This is a genomic window from Microbispora sp. GKU 823 (assembly GCF_002027145.1).
Lineage (GTDB): Bacteria > Actinomycetota > Actinomycetes > Streptosporangiales > Streptosporangiaceae > Microbispora > Microbispora siamensis.
The window spans coordinates 65,365-80,499 of the sequence record NZ_MWJN01000020.1; the positions used below are offsets into that span (position 1 = coordinate 65,365).

Here is a 15,135-nt window from a genome sequence, read left to right on the forward strand (position 1 = left end):
CCATAATCGGCAGCGGTGGCGGCACCACCCGGCCGCACTGTCACGCCCTGCCCCGGAAGGCGGGTCTCACTGAGGGCCACCAATCGCGAAGCCCCATCACGTGGCCGGGGGCCGCAGGCCGAGCCACTGCTCGGCGTCCCAGGCCTGGAACCGCTCGACCTCGGTGAACCCCAGCTTTGCCGCGAGGCGCATCGAGCCGACGTTGGCGCTCTGGGTGGTGAGCACCACCGGCTCGCCGGGAAGGGCGTCGTCGAACCAGTCGAGTGCCGCCGCGCACGCCTCGGCGGCGTACCCTTGCCCCCAGGCCTTCGGCAGGAACAGGTAACCGAGATCGACCTTCCCCATGGCAGCCGGGCGACGGTGCCCGGTTGCTCTCCTGAGCAGGATCTGGCCGATCATCGCCCCGTCGAGCTCGACGACGAAACTCCCTGGCCATCGCTCGGGCACCTCGGGCATCTCACGCTCAAGCTCGTCACGCGGGCGAGGACCGCCGAGGTAGGTGTGCACCTCTGGCGAGGCGAGCAGCTCGATGAATGTTGTACGGTCCCGCGCCTCGGGCTCACGGAGCACGAGCCGCTCGGTCCGGATCAGCTCAGGCGGCCAAGCCACAAGTCCCAGATCTGACATGCGCGCAAGCTAACAACCCTGTAGGACGACGTTCAACGTGGGCATCAACGCGGTGCTCACCGGCCGAGCCATGAGCGTGGCTGGGTGAACAATCCCGCGCCGTTCCCAACCTCCCGTCTATCCGGCGAGCGCCATGTGCGCCCCGAACACCCGGCCGTGGTAGGTCGGCGGTTGCCCGCCGGCCACCTTGGTGTGCACCACATTGCCCAGGAGCACGACGTGGTCACCGCCGTCGACATGCCGCTCCACTTCGCAGACCAGGAAGCCCACCGCGCCGGGCAGCAGTGGCGCCCCCATCGCCTCCGCCCATCTCGAGGTCGCCGCCGGCGACTCGTCGGCGGCCAGGAGGACATGATCGTCGACATCGCTCTCGACCTGCTCAACGCCTGAATCCAGCGGGAGTCCCTCCTCCCGCTGGTCCGGATGTCCCCGGTCATTGGGCGGGGGCTTGGCTGAGTTCGATGAGGCGCAGGACCGCGTCCCGGGTCTGGCAGAAGACCGCGATGGTCTCTTCGGCGGCTGCGGCGATGGCCTCCTCGCCGGGCGCATCGGACCGTTCGAGCAGCAGGGCCACGGTGTCGGCGAGAACCTCGTACGGATCGTCGACGGCGATGGGAGCGGTCTCCGGCTCGGACACGGCCGTGAAGAATCCGCTCAGTACGGCGTGCAGCGCGTAGGCCTGGGCGGCGAGGGAACGGTCGTGGCGGATCAGACGGTGGCGGTGCAGGATCGGCATGACCGCGGTGCACATGGCGGCGGGCTGGGTGCGGGCGTACAGCTCGCGATCCCCAGGTTCCGGGCTGAGCAGCCGTAGCAGCTCCGGGTCGCCGCCCCGCAGCCGCCGCGCCAGGGGCAGCTTCTGCGCGGTGCCTACCAACGCCGGCGCCAGATGGCGGGGCAGCACGGTGGCGGGGTCGGCCGTGAGGCGGCCGATGACCTCCTCCACCAGGGTCAGCAGTTCGCGAGCGAACAGCCCGCGCAGGAGGTCTTCCTTGCTCGGCCAGTACAGATAGACCGTCCCCTTGCCGACACCGGCCGCCCGGCTGATCTCGGACACGGTGACCTTGCCCACGCCGTGGTCGAGCACCAGCTCGCGCGCGCTGCTGAGGATGCGCGCGGCTTTACGCGAGTGGAGCTCAACCAACTGACTCACGGGGCGGATCGTCCTTTCCGATCAGGCGGGCGGCGACGTCGGCGCTCTTGGCCTGCATGTCCTTGGCCATTATCCTGCCCATCGCTTTCCCGATGCCCGGGGCGGGCATCAGGCGCAGCATCCCGGTGCGCAGGATCCGCCCCTTGCGGCGACGCCGTCTGCTCACGTGAGCCAGGTCGGCGCCGGACCACCATGGATCGTCACCGTCACGCTCGCGTCGGTCCGCGCGTACCGGCGTGGACGACCAGCGCGAGCGTGCCGACGACGACGATGCCGACGGTCAAGGTGATGGCCGTGGCACCGTCACCGGAGATCAGCGGAGGCACCACGGCACCGAGCAGGAACTGCGCGGCTCCCAGGACGACGCCCAGGCTGGAGACCACCAGGAACAACGCGGGCAGCAGGACCGGCAGGCCCCAGCCCGGCCAGGACGGCCGCTCGATGCCGCCCCCGAGGAGGATCCGCGGGCTCAGCCGACGGGTGCCCACGCTGTTGAGCCTGCCTGCCAGGACGATGCCGAGCGAGTTGACCGCGAAGATCACGGAAAAGAGCCGGGTGCTGATCTCGTACTCGTTCTGCAGGACGAACGAGCTGAGCGAGATGTAGATGAACCCGGCCCAGGTCCGGCAGGGCAGGAAGGTACAGGTCCATCGACAGGGGGGTCGAAGGCGGACAGCGCGCCGAGCGCGACCAGGACGCCCGCGTGCCGCCGCTTCGACCTGACCGGGACGGTGTCGGTCGTCATGCGAGGTGGACCCGCACGGCGTCGCCGTCCGCGCTGAGCCATCCCTTGCGGCGGGCGTACTCGACCATGGCGTCCCACCCGGCGGCCCAGCCGGGCGTGGCGGCCGAAGCGCTCGCCAGGCCGCGTAGCGCGGCGAGGTCGAGGTACGCGTGATCGGGACCGTGCAGCCGCCCCAACCCGGCGGCCTGCAGGGCCTGTCCGGCGGCATCCGGCCCGATCTCGCGCAGTTCCAGATGCAGGCGGGTGAAGTCGTCGGCCTCATGCACGGACACGACCTGGTCCGGACCGATGCTGAGATACATGATTTCCTCTCGGGGCGACCGCTCAGCGGAAGGCGGGAATGACTTCCTTGCTGAACAGCTTGACCGACTCCAGCGACACCTCGGGCGGCAGGAGGCCGGCCGAGAAGATGAGGTCGGCGATGCCACGCTCGCCTCGCGCACCGCCTGGAGCTGCTCGACGACGGTCTCCGGGCCGCCCATGGTCGCTGGGCGCACGGGGCCCGCGCCGGGCGGGGGGCCGGCCGCGACCATGTCGTGGGCGGCGTCGTACACCAGCGCGTACGTGCATGGACGACGCGCTCGTGCGATCGCGGGGTCTGTCCATCGAACGGCAGCACGCCGGAGTGGGCAAGGCGCGCATGGCCGGGCCCGGCCGACAGCTGAGCCGGACCCCGCCGCTGCCCACCGCCCCTGTCGGGCCTCCCGGTGCCGGATCCACTGGTCGGAGCGCATCTCACACCCCGGGTTCCGAAAGGAACCATCCAGCTGCTCGACGCCGTCAACAGCCGACTTGTGGCTTGACAGCTGGATCGCCATTCAGGGAAAGGACACCGACACGATGACGCAGCCTGGCGACTACGGCCTGCCCGGGTCGCTGAACCGAGCGCTGAGCGAGGTGGCAGCAGAACGAGCCGCCCAGGATGCGATGTGGGGCCTGCAGGAACACCCCGACGGCACCGGGCCCGCGTACGCGTCCGAGGCCGACCTGGCCAAACAGGCCGTGACCGACGCCGCGGCCGAAGGCCGGCTGACCTGGCGGCACATCCTGTACGAAGAGGTCCTCGAAGCGTTCGCCGAGGACGACGCCGACCGCCTGCGCTGTGAGCTGATCCAGGTCGCCGCGGTCGCGGTCAAGTGGGTCCAGGCCCTCGACAGACGCGCCCAATCACCCGGCAGTTCTCATACCGCACCCATCGGGGAGGTCACATCGCCGCAGCCGGGCACCACGGCGCTCCGTGATGCGACGGAGCCAGACCAGCTTCAACGTGCACGGACGACCCGTCCCTACCTGAAGATCCGCGGGACCGACGGCACCCTCGTCCTGCCCGGCCCCAACTTCCGTCACGGAGTCGTACGATTCCGAACGGTCGGGTTCGGCGCGCAACGCCAGGTCGACGCGGAACGGCAAGCGGCCGCCCTCGGCGGCCACCAGGTAGGGCTCCACCATGTCGGGTTCCACCTAGGCGCGGGTGGGGTCACCGGCCGGCGGCGGCCTCCATGACGGCGGCGGCAAGGCGGGCGTTCTCCCGGGCGCCGCCTCCCCCGCTCGCCCGCCGCCCTCAGCAAGCGGGACGATCTCGAGATTCCGGATGTGAGGGTGGCGCTCACCCAGTTCTACGCGCTGGTGCTCTACCCGCACATCGTGCACAGCGCCTACGGCGACCGCCTCGACGCCGACTTCACCGAACAGCTCATCACCACAGGTGTCGACATGTTCCTGAACCACTATCGGGCCGCACGCACGGAAAACCCCGCACACTCCCGGAATCGGCTAGGGAAGTTGCTCGCAAAGAGCCGGCCACCGGTCACGCACTACCAGCACGCGGCCCTGGCCTGATCCCCCTCATGAGGTGCCGAAAGCGGCCGGTGGGGACGAGATCGCCGTGGTGGCCGGCTTAGAGAGTGGCCGTCACGGGACGGCGTCCGCCAAGGTGGGCGGGAACAGAGGTGAGCGCCGCCACCACGAGCACGGTTGCCAGCACCAGGGCGACCAGCTGCCAGGGTGCGGGAAGCGTGGCCTTGTCGCCGTCGCCGCCGGTGATCGTGTTGATGGCGGCGAACAGCAGGAAACCTCCCGGGAAGACACCCAGGACAGCGCCGAGGAACGCGGGCAGCACCTGCGCGGTCGCCAGGGCGACGGTCACTTCCTGGGGGGTTGCGCCGAGTGCGCGTGCCAGCGCCGACGCGTACCGGTTGTCGAGCGCCGTCGCCCAGGTGATGACGATGGCGTTGACCGCCGCCAGGGAGAGCAGGATGACCGTCCAGACGAGGAGCACGCGCCGCAGCACCGCCACCTGAGCTTCGGTGTATGCGCCGGTGCCTGGCTGCTCGCCGAGTAAGGCGTTGAGCACCAGCAGGACGTAGATCCCGCTGACCGTGACCGCGATGCTGACCACGCCCAGCACCACCCGTCGCGGCCGGCGGGCGGCGACCCGCAGAGCGAGCAGCAGCGGGACGGGTAGTCGCGCCGAGAGAGTGATCAGCCAGCCGGTGCGGCGAGGCGGGCGTGCCGCGTCGCCAGCGCGCTGACGGTGCTGGAGCGGCCGCGCGCACGGCCGGAACAGCGGTCGCCACCACCGCGACGCCGAGTGCCACAGCGGTCACCAGACCGATCGTGGACCAGGTCAACGACGCCGTCCCCGCGCCGCCGACGAGGCCCGCGCTCGACTCGGTGAGCAACGGAGCGGTCAGCGCTCCGATCGTCAGCCCGGCCGCAGCCGCTACGACGGCCACCAGGAGGTACTCCGCGAGTAGCACGGCAGCGACCAGGCCCGGTGTGCCGCCGACTGCTTTCAGCAACCCGATACGCCTGGTCTGATCGGCTATCCGCCCGCCGACCAACACCGAAAGACTGGCCACAGCGAGCAGGCCGAGCAGCCACGCGCCGATCAGCAGCAGGATCTGGGAGTCCCGGGCCAGGTCGGTGGCGTCGGCGAGAATGCTATCCCAGGTCTGCATCGGCATGGCGCCGCCATAATGGCCGCCGTTCCTGTCGACGAATGCCTGGGCTTCGTCCGGGTCGGCCAGCTTCAGGTTCATCACGTAGGACAGAGCGCTTCGGTCCAAGGCGAGGCTCAGCACGTCCGCCTGGGTGAGCCAGGCCAGCCCTGGTTTGTACAGCAACCCCGCCGGCAGATTCCGGTCGTCCGGGATGGCGCCGTTGATGCAGCCGGCGGAGACGATGCAGGACGCTCCGGGATAGGGTGGCATCGCCGCGGTGACCGCGACTCCGACCACCTTGAACGACCTACCGTCCAGGGCGACCGAGTCACCGACGCCGACATCGAGCGAGTCGGCGAAGGCGGCCTCGAGCACCACGCCGCCGTCGCCGACCCAACTGCCCTGCGTCACCTCGGGCTGATCGACCGCTGCGATAGCGGCGTCGCGCCCTTCGACCTGCACATCCGACGTCCGGCCGGACGCCTCGAGCTTCGCCGCCATGACAGGGTACGGTCCGCTGTGCTCAGTGACGCCGGAGGCGATGGCCAGTTTCCCGAGCTCCGCGAGGTCGTCGGCCTGGCCGACGCTGGCCACCACGTCAGGTCCCTTGGTCACCGCCCGGGTGCTCTGATACGGGTCGCTGGCCGCGTCGCGCAGGACGAGCCCGAGCGTCAGCGTCGTGGTGGAGGCCAGGACGGCGATCAGCAGAAGCGCGGCCTCGGTGCGGCGCCGCCGGAGGTCTCGCAGGGCCAGGCGGATAACGAGGACGATGCGGCCCATTCCGGTCAGTCGTCCAGCCCGACGAGCGCGCCGAGCTGCCCGGTGGTGCCGCCGGTCAACCTGGCCTCGTCCACGAACGCGCCGTCGCGCATCGAGAATTTCCGGTCCGCGGTTGCCGCGATCCGCGCGTCGTGGGTGACGATGACCAGCGTCTGCCCGGACTCGTGCAGGTCCTTGAAGAGCTGGAGGACGTCCAAGGTGGCGGCGCTGTCCAGGTTTCCGGTCGGTTCGTCGGCGAGGACGACCAGCGGCTCGTTGCTCAGCGCCCGGGCGACCGCGACCCGCTGCCGCTGGCCGCCCGACAGCGTGGAGGGCAGGAATCGCGCCCGGCCGGAGAGCCCGAGCTGATCCAGCAGCTCCTCCGCGCGCCGCCGGGCGACCCGAGGCGAGCGTCCGGCGAGCAGCGCCGCCAGCTCGACGTTCTCGACGGCCGTGAGCTCCTCCATCAGATGGAAGGACTGGAAGACGTAGCTGACCTCGGTACGCCGCATCCTGGCCAGGGCCTTCTCGCTGATGTTGTCGATGCGCCGGCCGTTCAGCGACACCTCGCCGGCCGAGGGCCGGTCCAGCCCGCCGAGCAGGTGCAGCAGTGTGGACTTACCGCAGCCGCTGGGCCCCATGATCGCCACCGTCTCTCCCGCGCTGACGTCAAGGTCGACGCCGTCGACGGCGTGTACCAATCCTTCCCCTTTGCCATGCTCCTTCCGCAGCCCGCGGGCGCTCAGTACGGGCCGGCATTGCTCACGATTCACTCCTTCCGATAGGTCCAGTTCTGCTCACATGCCGTGCGCTACTACGCCGAGCAGCCGCGTCACCTCGCGAGGCGACCCTCCGCCTGCCGGAGCGTGTTCACCGATGTCAGCGGTGCCGATTGCGGCGGTGGCGCCGTACCGGCGGTGCGGCCCCCGTCTGGGATGGCCGATGGGGACGCCGACTGGGACGTCGTGGCCGACACCAGGAGCCGCGCAGAGGGCTCTGATCATGGCCGCCAGCGTGGCCTGAAGCGGGTTGCACGGTCGTGAACGAATCCGTTAACGCCATTGAAACCCCGGTTCGAGTATGAACGTCGGGTGCGCACTCTGGTGGCCGAAGACGAGCACGAAGCTGGGCGCGCGGATCGCCTGGCTGTCCGGCGGAGGGGCGGCGCCCACCGGGGCGGCGCGCCGCTGGGCGCGCGGATCGCCCGGCTGTCCGAAGGAGGGGCGGCGCCGCCGCGGGTCGTGCCGAACGATCGGCTGCCACAGCTGCCCGAACTGGTGAACAACGTGATCGGCTACCAGTGGCAGGCAACCGTGCTGTCGGTCGGAGCCCTGACACTGGTCTCGTTGGCCGTCGGATGGCTGATCGCCAGGCGGATCTTGCAGCCCCTCCACCGGATCACCGCCACCGCGCAGCGACTATCCCTGTCGACCCTGCACGAACGGATCGCACTCTCCGGGCCAAAGGACGAGCTGAAGGAACTGGCCGACACCTTCGACGCGATGCTCGACCGGCTCGAACGCTCCGTCGAAGGGCAGCAGCGATTCATCGCGAACGCCTCCCACGAGTTGCGGACTCCGCTGGCCGTCCAGCGGGCGGCGATCGAGATCGGGCTTCCCGAGGACGTCGGCGAGATCCGCGACACCCTCCTGCGCCACAACCGCCGCGCGGAGAACCTCATCGACGCCTTGCTGGTCCTGGCCCGGGCGGAACACGGCCTGGACAACAGGAGTCCGGTGGCCTTGGACCAGGTGGTACGGCGCGTCCTGGCGGAAAAAGATGCGGACGGCGTCATCGTGACGGTGCGGGCAGAGCCGTTCGTCGTCGACGGGGACCCTGTCCTGCTGAACCGGCTCGTCACCAACCTCCTCGACAACGCGGTCCGCTACAACCATCCCGGCGGAACCGTTGAGGTAACGCTCTCCCATGGAGCGCTGACGGTCCGTAACACCGGCCCGCACGTGCCCCGGGAACGTTTCGGCGACCTCTTCAAGCCCTTCAGACGGCTCCACACGACCCCCGGACAGGGTGCCGGGCTCGGCTTGTCGATCGTCGCAGCGATCGCGAAGGCCCACGGGGCCGACGTACGAGCGAACCCCAACCCGGGCGGCGGGCTGGAGCTCGTCGTGGTTTTCGCAAGATCGGAGGATGCATCCCCCGCAGGAGGAACAGCCGAGTGATACACGTGACACAGAATCTCCATCACCTGTCACATATGGCGCGGATCGGCTGCGTCTGCCCAGCTCGCCGCTCGCCCCGGCCGGCCGACTCGGTGGTGTCATCTGTCACATCAGCCCTGGAGGTGGTCACGCCGGTGGTCGCCTTAGCAGCGAGTCACACCACTCGGCGGGACATCACCCCCCTTCCTCACGGGCAGGACCTCCAACGACGCCGCGGGCTTCGCGTCATGCTACGGGCCGCATAGTCGCTCCCCCAGCGGGGCTTTCGACACCGGGCTTCCACGCCAGGCGTTTCCCCCTGACGCCGCCCGTCTGCTACCGGGCCTCCTGGCAGCTACCCGGACCGGACTTCCACCGGTAGGCGACGCCGAGCATAAGGATCCGCCGCTATGTCACGGCGTCACCTCCTGTCCTGCTGGGCGCGCATGAAAGCGCGAGGCTAGGGGTCGGATGCCAGGGCGGTCAGAAGGCGTCGACGTACACGTACACCCGGTCGAAGCGGAGAGCGGCCAGGTCGGCGCGGCGAATCACCCAGTGAAAGAGGCCCGCCTCCAGCTCCTCGCAGTCGTCTTCACCGCGCCAGGTGGCCAGCAGCCTCCACTCGTCGCCGTCCGCGACGGGCAGCGGCACTTCGTCCCGGGCGACCTCGACGGGGTCCCAGTTGAAGAGGACCGGCTCACCGCCAAGCTGGAAGCGCCAGTGAGGGCGCCAGCCGACCACGTGCGACCAGGCGGATTCCAACTCGGCGGCCCGCTGCGACTCCTCGTCGTCGTCCTCCTCGCGCCACGGCCACGACCACTGATGGAAGCAGAAGTCCAGCCGCGCCCGGCGGTAGGTGTCCCGACCGCCGTCCGGGTCGACCGGTCGCTCTGCCGACAGCGTCCCTGCCGGTACATACCGCACGGCGTCGGCGACCACCGCCCCACTGCCCGGATCGGGATCGGCGAAGAACAACAGCAGACCCTCGGTAGGCAGCGGCAGATCCGTCGCCCCGGGCGGCAGGGCCGCGCAGTCGACGGCCGCGACGAACGCCGCCACCGGCGCGGAGGCGCCCTCCGGCAGCGGCGGGTTCCCGCCGGTCAGCGCCACCACCGGGCCGGGGCCGTCCTCCGCGAGGTAGACCGCCGGGCGGGCGGTGCGTATGTACGCCTCCACCTCGGCGGCCGGAATCCCCCGTGCGGCGGCCTCCGCACGAAAGCGGGCGGCCCTCGCCGCCGGGGTCTCGTCAACGGTTTCCGTGTCAGTCATGGGACGACCCTATGGCCGTCATTCGGTTCATGTGGGCCATCGCGTTATGCGTGGTTCGACGTCTGATTTTGTCCGCGAGAACGGGAGCCGGATGTCGGTCACTTTCGGCGCCACTTCGCTGGCCTACCAATCCGGGCCAGGGCGTCGTGGTCGACTTCAGCGGCGAGGCGCCCGTGGTCACGGACGGGCCGTACGGCGAGACCAAGGAACTGTTCGAGGGCTTCTTCCTGCTCGACAGCGTCTCGAAACAGGAGCTGGTCGAGTTGCCCAGCCGCCGAGCGCCGGAAGCGGCTGGACCTGTCTCCTACCCAGCTAGCACCCACTACCTGGGTACGCCTCGAACAGGTATCGATATGGGGGTTTTCCCCCTGCCTGCCTAAAGGCAGGCCAAGGCAGTGTGGAAGTGTCTAAAGAACGCATGACAGCCAGGGGGAATCAATCATGTGCCGGCACCCGCAGTGCCCGCCGACGAATGCTCCCGACCGTGACGCGGCCCGCCTGATCGCCTGCCACCTTCGGCAGGGCCGGGGACGGCTGGGCAACGGCGTGGTGCTCTGCGACGGCAGCGGCGAGCGTACGGCCAACGCACACAGCAGCCTCGCCTGCGAGTTTGCGGGGTGTGCACTGTGAACGTGATCTACTCCCCCCTCCGGAACCAGCCGATGCCGGCCGCGCACCACTGCGAGGCGACCAACGGCCCGCGGCGCCGCCCTTCTTCCTTCCGTCACCGCTGGCAAACGCTGCGACGGCGGGTCGAGGACTTGGCGATCCAGCTCGCGGACGGCCCCGACGTCGAGGTGACGTCCTGGCGGTTGCCCGCGCAGGCCACCTCATGCGGCCGGGCCCGCCACCTGATCCGAAAGCGACTGAGCGCGTGGGGCATGCACTACCTGTCCGACGAGGCGGAGCTCCTGGTGAGCGAGCTGGTCACGAACGTGCTGCGCCACACCTGCTGCGACGACCTCACCATCCGGCTGTCGACGGTGAATGGGCTGCTGCGCTGTGAGGTCGAGGACTGCAACGGGGCGATCCCCAAGATGCGCTGGCCCGCCCCGGACGACGAGAGCGGCCGGGGATTGCACGTGCTGGACTCGCTGGCCTGTTGCTGGGGCACCGATCGCACCCGTAGCGGCAAGATCATGTGGTTCGAGCTGCCGTCCTACGCCCGCCGTTGACGGCCGCCTCTCTCCCGGCGAGGGGGCAGGAGCAGGCCGCCGTGATCAGCGGAGCGCGATGCGCCGACCGCAGCCCTGCCACCGGGGCTTGAGCGAGTGCCCCGTGACTGATGCAGGTCGTGCCTGACATGATCGGGAAGGATGAGATGAGCAGGCTGCATATCGCCGTCCACCGCGATCCGCCCCACGCGGTGCTTGCCCTCGACGGGGAGCTCGACATGGCCACCGCCGCACACCTGAACGACGCGTTCATGACGCAGTACGAGGCGGGCCAGCGGAAGGTGATCCTGGATGTGGGCGCGTTGACCTTCTGCGACTCCTATGGCTTGCGGCTGCTGCTGCGGTTGCAGGACCGGTGCGTCGCCGGCGGCGGTCGCCTGGTGCTGGCCGATGTGCGCGGGATGCTGGCCCGGGTGCTGAGCCTGACCGGGCTTGAACGCGCCTTTGCCCAGTCCGACACCGTGGAGCACGCCACGACGCAGTTGTGACCCCCGTTTCCTGTCCAGGCTGGCCGCGCAGGCGGGCGGTGCCGGCGGCCTGCGTGGGGTGCCTTAATCCGGAGATGGGCCAGTACGTGGGCGGGCGGCGGGCGGCGGGTAGAGGCCGAGCTGCGCGAGCAGCTCCAGCTGGTCGAAGTAGGACTGAAAGCTGATCACGAGCCCGTCCTCCACCGTGACGATCTCGCAGGTGCGCAGGTGGACGCGACGCCCCGTCGCCTGGGCCTGCTCACCGTTCGGCAGCAGCAGCGGACCCCTGTGCGTGCAGGTCAGCGTCACCTCGTTGATCGCGTAGTCGCCGACGTCGATCTGGAGCCAGGTCGAGCGGTGAGAATCCGGGAAGGCGGCGAAGAAGTCCTCCAGATACGACGCGACCTCCGCACGCCCGTCCGCCGTGCCCCACGGGCCCACGAGCGCGCACCGCGAATGGAACAGCCGCACCGCGCCTTCGACGTCATGGGCGTCGAAAGCACCGTGCCAGCTGGTCCATGATCTCCCGTGCCCGTGTCACCGCACCCGTCACCCCTGTCCGGTCACTTCCCAGCCTAGGCGGGCGGCGTTCGAGGGGCTTACACACCCACTGGTCTCCTCCCGAAAGCTGGTCGGCACCCCCACCTCCGCCAGCTGGCGCCGGCACTCGTCGTCACCATCCCTCCACCGCCGCCCCGGGGCCTCTACACCGGCACCGTCACCCACTCCGGCGCCTGGGCGACGTTCGCCCACCAGACCGATGGGTAGTTGGGGGCCACGTTCCTGCCCTGTCCCCGCAGGCGTGAGGGAGTTCCGCATGCCAGTCGATCCCGAGCCGGTCCTCACCGTCGCCGTCGGCCAGGGCGCCGGCGTCATCGTGGTACGAGTCGCCGGTCAGCTCACGGCCGTGTCGGTTGCGTTGCTGCGTACCCGGCTGGGGGGCGTCTGGCAGCTACCGCGCGTCTCGGTTGTCGTCGTGGACCTGGCTGAGGTCGTCTTTTGCGATTCGGCCGGGCTGAGCGGTCTGGTGGATGCCTGCCGGGACAGCCGCGCGAGGGATATCCGGTTGATGCTGGCCGGCGCCGGGACACATCTGATCCAGGTGCTGGAGCTGACCGGGTTGGACAGCCTCTTCGATATTCACCCGCAGGTGGCCGCTGCACTGGACGTGGCCGCCCAGTAGCGTCGGCCAGGGCGAGGTCACCGGGCCGCCTCACCGGCCGCCGTGGTGGTTGGCCGGAGGCGCGCAGGTCGCGGGCGAGGCCGACGGCCCGCTCGAGTTCGGGCCGCCTGGTGGCGCGGGTGGAGATCTTCTCGGCAAAGATCCGGGTGACGCTCGCCGCGGCCAGGGCGTTCGCACCGATCGGGTTCGCCCTGGATGGCCCAGGCCAGGGGCAGCCGACGAATCGAGGTTAGTAGGCGAGTTCTCCGATGCCGCCATCGACGCGCAGGACGGTGCCGGCGGTGTAGGCGGACTCGTCAGAGGCGAGGTAGACAGCTGCCTTCGCCAGCTCGGTGGCGGTGCCGATGCGATGCAGGGGCACGGTCTGCCGGAGTTCGTCGTAGATGGCGGCCTGTCGCTCGGGGCCAAGCGACTTGAACGTGTCCGTAAGGGTCGGCCCCGGGCTCAGCCCGTTGACCCGGATACCCCGGTCCTTCAGCTCATAGGTCAGCCCGCGGGAAAAGGACAGCAGGCCTGCCTTGGCGGCACCGTAGACCGCCGCGTTCTCATGCCCGATGAAAGCAGAGACAGAGCCGACGAGGATGACCGAAGCTTGCCGTGACAAGAGCGGCAGCAAGGCCTTGATCAGGAAGAACGGTCCCTTGAGATTGGTGGCGACGAGCCTGTCGAACGCCTCCTCGGTCCATTCCTCGATCGGGAGATGGGTGACGTCGGCGGCGTTGCTCATCACGATGTCGAGCTTCGGCCACTCCTCCTGCAGCCGCGCCGCGAGCGCCGCCTGGCCGGGCACGTCGCCGGCGTCGCTGACGATGGGCAGCAGCGGGCCGTCCAGCTGCCGGGCGGCCTCCTGCAGCCGTTCCCGCGAGCGGCCGGTGATCGCGACAGCCGCTCCCTCGGCGAGGAACTCGCGGGCGGTCTCCAGCCCGATGCCGCCCGTCCCGCCTGTGATCAGTGCGTGCTTTCCCTCAAGACGACCCATTGAACTCATCTTCCTCACTCGCGCCAAAGGCGCGTGATTCTGGTAACGGTGGTTCTGGCAACGATGACGGGCCATCCCCGTCATCACGGGGCACCCGCCAGAGGCCGGCGGCTTCCTCGCTGCGGACCTGGCCCTGGCCGGCGCGTTCGGGGTCAGATGGCGGTCCGGCCTCCGTCGGCGGCCACGACGGCACCGGTTACGTAACTTGCCCGGTCGCCGGCGATGAAGGCGATGACCTGGGCGACCTCGGCGGGGTCGGCGGCGCGCTTGAGCGCGGTCGTCAGTCCCATGCCGCCGAGGTCCGGGCCCATGGCCGCCACCACCTTGGAGGTGGTCATCGGGCCCGGCGACACGGCGTTGACGCGCACGTTCGAGGCGGCGAACTCGGCCGCCCAGGTGCGGGTCAGGGACTCAAGCGCCGCCTTGGTGGCACCGTAGACCGCCATAGGCGGCATGCCCAGGCCGGCCGCGGTGGAGCTGACGTTGACGATGCTGCCGCCCCCGCGGGCGGCCATCTTCGGTGCGAGCCGGGCGACCAGGACGAACGGCGCGCGCACGTTGACCGCGAAGGCGGCGTCGTAGGCGGCGATGTCCTGGTCGGCGGTCGCGCTGAAGGGGACGACGCCCGCGTTGTTGACGAGGATGTCCACCGTCCCGGCGTCCTCGGCCAGCCGCTGCACGGCCTGCGGGTCGGCCAGGTCGGCGGGAATGAAACGCACGGTGCCGGCGGAGCCGGCCGCGCTCCCCCGCACGTCGTCCACGACCTGGGCGCCGCGGCCCGGGTCGGTGCCGGTGATGATCACGTTGGCCCCGCCGGCGGCGAGGATCCTCGCTGTCGCGTGCCCGAGCCCGCCGATGGCGCCCGATCCGGTGATCAGCGCCGTCTTTCCCTCGAAGTCCATGTGGTCCTGCCTCTCGTCCGCTGGCACGCTCGCGCGCCACCGACTTCTGTGTGATCGTTCAATAAGTCGGTCAGCCCTCACCGTACGGCTTTTTGTGCGAGCGGTCAAAAAGTCCTAACCTGGGGACGTGGCACGGACAGGACGCCCCCGCGCATTCGACAAAGACCAGGCCCTGGAGCGCGCGCTCCTGCTGTTCTGGTCCCGGGGCTACGGAGCGACCTCCGTTCAGGACCTCGTCGACGCGCTGGCCCTGGAGCGGGGCAGCCTGTACGGCGCTTTCGGCGACAAGCGGCAGTTCTACCTGGCGGCGGTCCAGCTGTACTGGGACACCTACGAGCGCCAGCTGATCACGGCGCTGGAGGCCGGGCCGGTGCTGCCGGCGCTGCGCGAGGTGCTCGCCAACCCGGCCCGGGCACAGGAGTACGCCTCCGACGTCGGCAGCCCGCAAGGGTGCATGATCGGCAACACCACCGCCGAACTCGTTCCGCAGGATGCCGAGGCCCACGAAATCGTCGCCCGCTCGCACGCCCGCTTCACCCAGATCGTCGCCGACGCCCTGCGGCGCGCGCAAGCCAGCGGCGAGGTCACCCAGGCCGCCACCCCCGAGGCCCAGGCGCAACTCCTGCTGTTCACCGTCCAGGGCCTTTCCCTGGTCTCCCGCACAGGACTCGACACGGCCGCCGCGCTCGCCGCCGTCGATGCCCTGATCGACGCCCTTCGCGCTTGAACACCGTGCAATCCCGGCGAGGTTGACCCCTGATCCACCGGCTTGATG

18 protein-coding genes and 5 pseudogenes are annotated in these 15,135 nt (G+C 69.9%); 10 read left to right on the forward strand and 13 right to left on the reverse strand.

All coding sequences use genetic code 11. From position 1 onward, the window contains the following. Positions 1-96 precede the first annotated feature (96 nt). Together B1L11_RS13395 and B1L11_RS54765 are read right to left on the reverse strand one after the other, a co-directional pair. Positions 97-627 carry a GNAT family N-acetyltransferase gene (locus B1L11_RS13395; protein ID WP_079314771.1) on the reverse strand — a complete coding sequence of 177 codons (531 nt, stop codon included), beginning with the start codon at positions 625-627 and terminating at the stop codon, positions 97-99. A gap of 117 nt (positions 628-744) precedes the next feature. Continuing rightward, positions 745-972: a flavin reductase family protein gene (locus B1L11_RS54765; RefSeq protein ID WP_372974670.1), complete on the reverse strand. Its 228-nt coding sequence runs from the start codon at positions 970-972 to the stop codon at positions 745-747. On the opposite strand from B1L11_RS54765, the pseudogene B1L11_RS54770 reads away from it, so the two are divergent. After that, a pseudogene (locus tag B1L11_RS54770) lies at positions 949-1,017 on the forward strand (hypothetical protein); the annotation flags it as partial. The gene B1L11_RS54765 and the pseudogene B1L11_RS54770 overlap by 24 nt on opposite strands. A 43-nt stretch (positions 1,018-1,060) precedes the next feature. Here B1L11_RS54770 and B1L11_RS13405 read toward each other — a convergent pair. From B1L11_RS13405 to B1L11_RS13415, 4 genes are all read right to left on the reverse strand, one after another. After that, entirely contained in the window at positions 1,061-1,780 is a 720-nt protein-coding gene (locus B1L11_RS13405; RefSeq protein WP_179155123.1) for a TetR/AcrR family transcriptional regulator, read from the reverse strand. After that, on the reverse strand, positions 1,764-1,946 hold the full coding sequence (locus tag B1L11_RS45160) for a hypothetical protein (protein WP_143737233.1): 183 nt from the start codon (positions 1,944-1,946) through the stop codon (positions 1,764-1,766). Before B1L11_RS45160 ends, B1L11_RS13405 begins: the two co-directional genes overlap by 17 nt. A 40-nt stretch (positions 1,947-1,986) precedes the next feature. Then, the gene (locus B1L11_RS13410) at positions 1,987-2,322 is read right to left on the reverse strand and encodes a hypothetical protein (RefSeq protein ID WP_079314774.1); all 336 of its coding nucleotides are present in this window, start codon (positions 2,320-2,322) and stop codon (positions 1,987-1,989) included. Between the two features lie 199 nt (positions 2,323-2,521). Continuing rightward, positions 2,522-2,827, reverse strand: coding sequence for a hypothetical protein (locus tag B1L11_RS13415; protein ID WP_079314775.1), 306 nt, complete (start codon positions 2,825-2,827; stop codon positions 2,522-2,524). A 538-nt stretch (positions 2,828-3,365) separates the two neighbouring features. Between B1L11_RS13415 and B1L11_RS48200 the strand changes: the two genes are divergently transcribed. Beyond that, entirely contained in the window at positions 3,366-4,028 is a 663-nt protein-coding gene (locus tag B1L11_RS48200) for a hypothetical protein (protein WP_218671084.1), read from the forward strand. A 63-nt stretch (positions 4,029-4,091) separates the two neighbouring features. Then, positions 4,092-4,364: pseudogene (locus tag B1L11_RS13425) on the forward strand (hypothetical protein); the annotation flags it as partial. Between the two features lie 58 nt (positions 4,365-4,422). On the opposite strand, the gene B1L11_RS50640 reads toward B1L11_RS13425, so the two are convergent. The 3 genes and pseudogenes from B1L11_RS50640 to B1L11_RS13440 all read right to left on the reverse strand — a co-directional run bounded on the left by B1L11_RS50640 (position 4,423) and on the right by B1L11_RS13440 (position 6,927). Then, positions 4,423-4,923, reverse strand: a complete 501-nt coding sequence (locus B1L11_RS50640; protein WP_256862509.1) for an FtsX-like permease family protein — start codon at positions 4,921-4,923, stop codon at positions 4,423-4,425. A gap of 205 nt (positions 4,924-5,128) precedes the next feature. Continuing rightward, a pseudogene (locus B1L11_RS53945) lies at positions 5,129-6,247 on the reverse strand (ABC transporter permease); the annotation flags it as partial. Between the two features lie 5 nt (positions 6,248-6,252). Further along, positions 6,253-6,927: an ABC transporter ATP-binding protein gene (locus B1L11_RS13440; RefSeq protein ID WP_256862506.1), complete on the reverse strand. Its 675-nt coding sequence runs from the start codon at positions 6,925-6,927 to the stop codon at positions 6,253-6,255. Positions 6,928-7,317: 390 nt separating this feature from the next. On the opposite strand from B1L11_RS13440, the gene B1L11_RS13445 reads away from it, so the two are divergent. After that, positions 7,318-8,406: a HAMP domain-containing sensor histidine kinase gene (locus B1L11_RS13445; protein WP_079314779.1), complete on the forward strand. Its 1,089-nt coding sequence runs from the start codon at positions 7,318-7,320 to the stop codon at positions 8,404-8,406. 462 nt (positions 8,407-8,868) lie between these two features. Here B1L11_RS13445 and B1L11_RS13450 read toward each other — a convergent pair whose 3' ends face one another. Then, the gene (locus B1L11_RS13450; RefSeq protein ID WP_079314780.1) at positions 8,869-9,654 is read right to left on the reverse strand and encodes a DUF1963 domain-containing protein; all 786 of its coding nucleotides are present in this window, start codon (positions 9,652-9,654) and stop codon (positions 8,869-8,871) included. A gap of 137 nt (positions 9,655-9,791) precedes the next feature. Between B1L11_RS13450 and B1L11_RS50650 the strand changes: the two are divergent. From B1L11_RS50650 to B1L11_RS13470, 4 genes and pseudogenes are all read left to right on the forward strand, one after another. Continuing rightward, positions 9,792-10,034 (forward strand): annotated as a pseudogene (locus B1L11_RS50650) (YciI family protein); the annotation flags it as partial. Positions 10,035-10,095: 61 nt separating this feature from the next. Then, positions 10,096-10,284 (forward strand): DUF5999 family protein, encoded by a 189-nt coding sequence (locus tag B1L11_RS50655; protein ID WP_079314781.1) that lies wholly within the window; start codon positions 10,096-10,098, stop codon positions 10,282-10,284. 2 nt (positions 10,285-10,286) lie between these two features. Continuing rightward, complete coding sequence (locus B1L11_RS13465; RefSeq protein WP_143737236.1) at positions 10,287-10,829, forward strand: ATP-binding protein; 543 nt, start codon at positions 10,287-10,289, stop codon at positions 10,827-10,829. A 146-nt stretch (positions 10,830-10,975) separates the two neighbouring features. Beyond that, positions 10,976-11,317, forward strand: a complete 342-nt coding sequence (locus B1L11_RS13470; RefSeq protein WP_179155124.1) for an STAS domain-containing protein — start codon at positions 10,976-10,978, stop codon at positions 11,315-11,317. A gap of 63 nt (positions 11,318-11,380) precedes the next feature. Here B1L11_RS13470 and B1L11_RS13475 read toward each other — a convergent pair. After that, a pseudogene (locus tag B1L11_RS13475) lies at positions 11,381-11,794 on the reverse strand (ester cyclase); the annotation flags it as partial. Positions 11,795-12,113: 319 nt separating this feature from the next. Here B1L11_RS13475 and B1L11_RS13480 point away from each other — a divergent pair. Then, positions 12,114-12,479, forward strand: a complete 366-nt coding sequence (locus tag B1L11_RS13480; protein WP_179155125.1) for an STAS domain-containing protein — start codon at positions 12,114-12,116, stop codon at positions 12,477-12,479. A gap of 229 nt (positions 12,480-12,708) precedes the next feature. Here the strand turns inward: B1L11_RS13480 and B1L11_RS13485 are convergent, their stop codons facing one another. Both B1L11_RS13485 and B1L11_RS13490 read right to left on the reverse strand, forming a co-directional pair. Next, positions 12,709-13,458: an SDR family oxidoreductase gene (locus B1L11_RS13485; RefSeq protein WP_079314786.1), complete on the reverse strand. Its 750-nt coding sequence runs from the start codon at positions 13,456-13,458 to the stop codon at positions 12,709-12,711. A gap of 152 nt (positions 13,459-13,610) precedes the next feature. Then, positions 13,611-14,360, reverse strand: a complete 750-nt coding sequence (locus B1L11_RS13490) for an SDR family NAD(P)-dependent oxidoreductase (protein ID WP_079314787.1) — start codon at positions 14,358-14,360, stop codon at positions 13,611-13,613. A 127-nt stretch (positions 14,361-14,487) separates the two neighbouring features. On the opposite strand from B1L11_RS13490, the gene B1L11_RS13495 reads away from it, so the two are divergent. Next, positions 14,488-15,087, forward strand: coding sequence for a TetR/AcrR family transcriptional regulator (locus tag B1L11_RS13495; protein ID WP_079314788.1), 600 nt, complete (start codon positions 14,488-14,490; stop codon positions 15,085-15,087). Positions 15,088-15,135 lie beyond the last annotated feature (48 nt).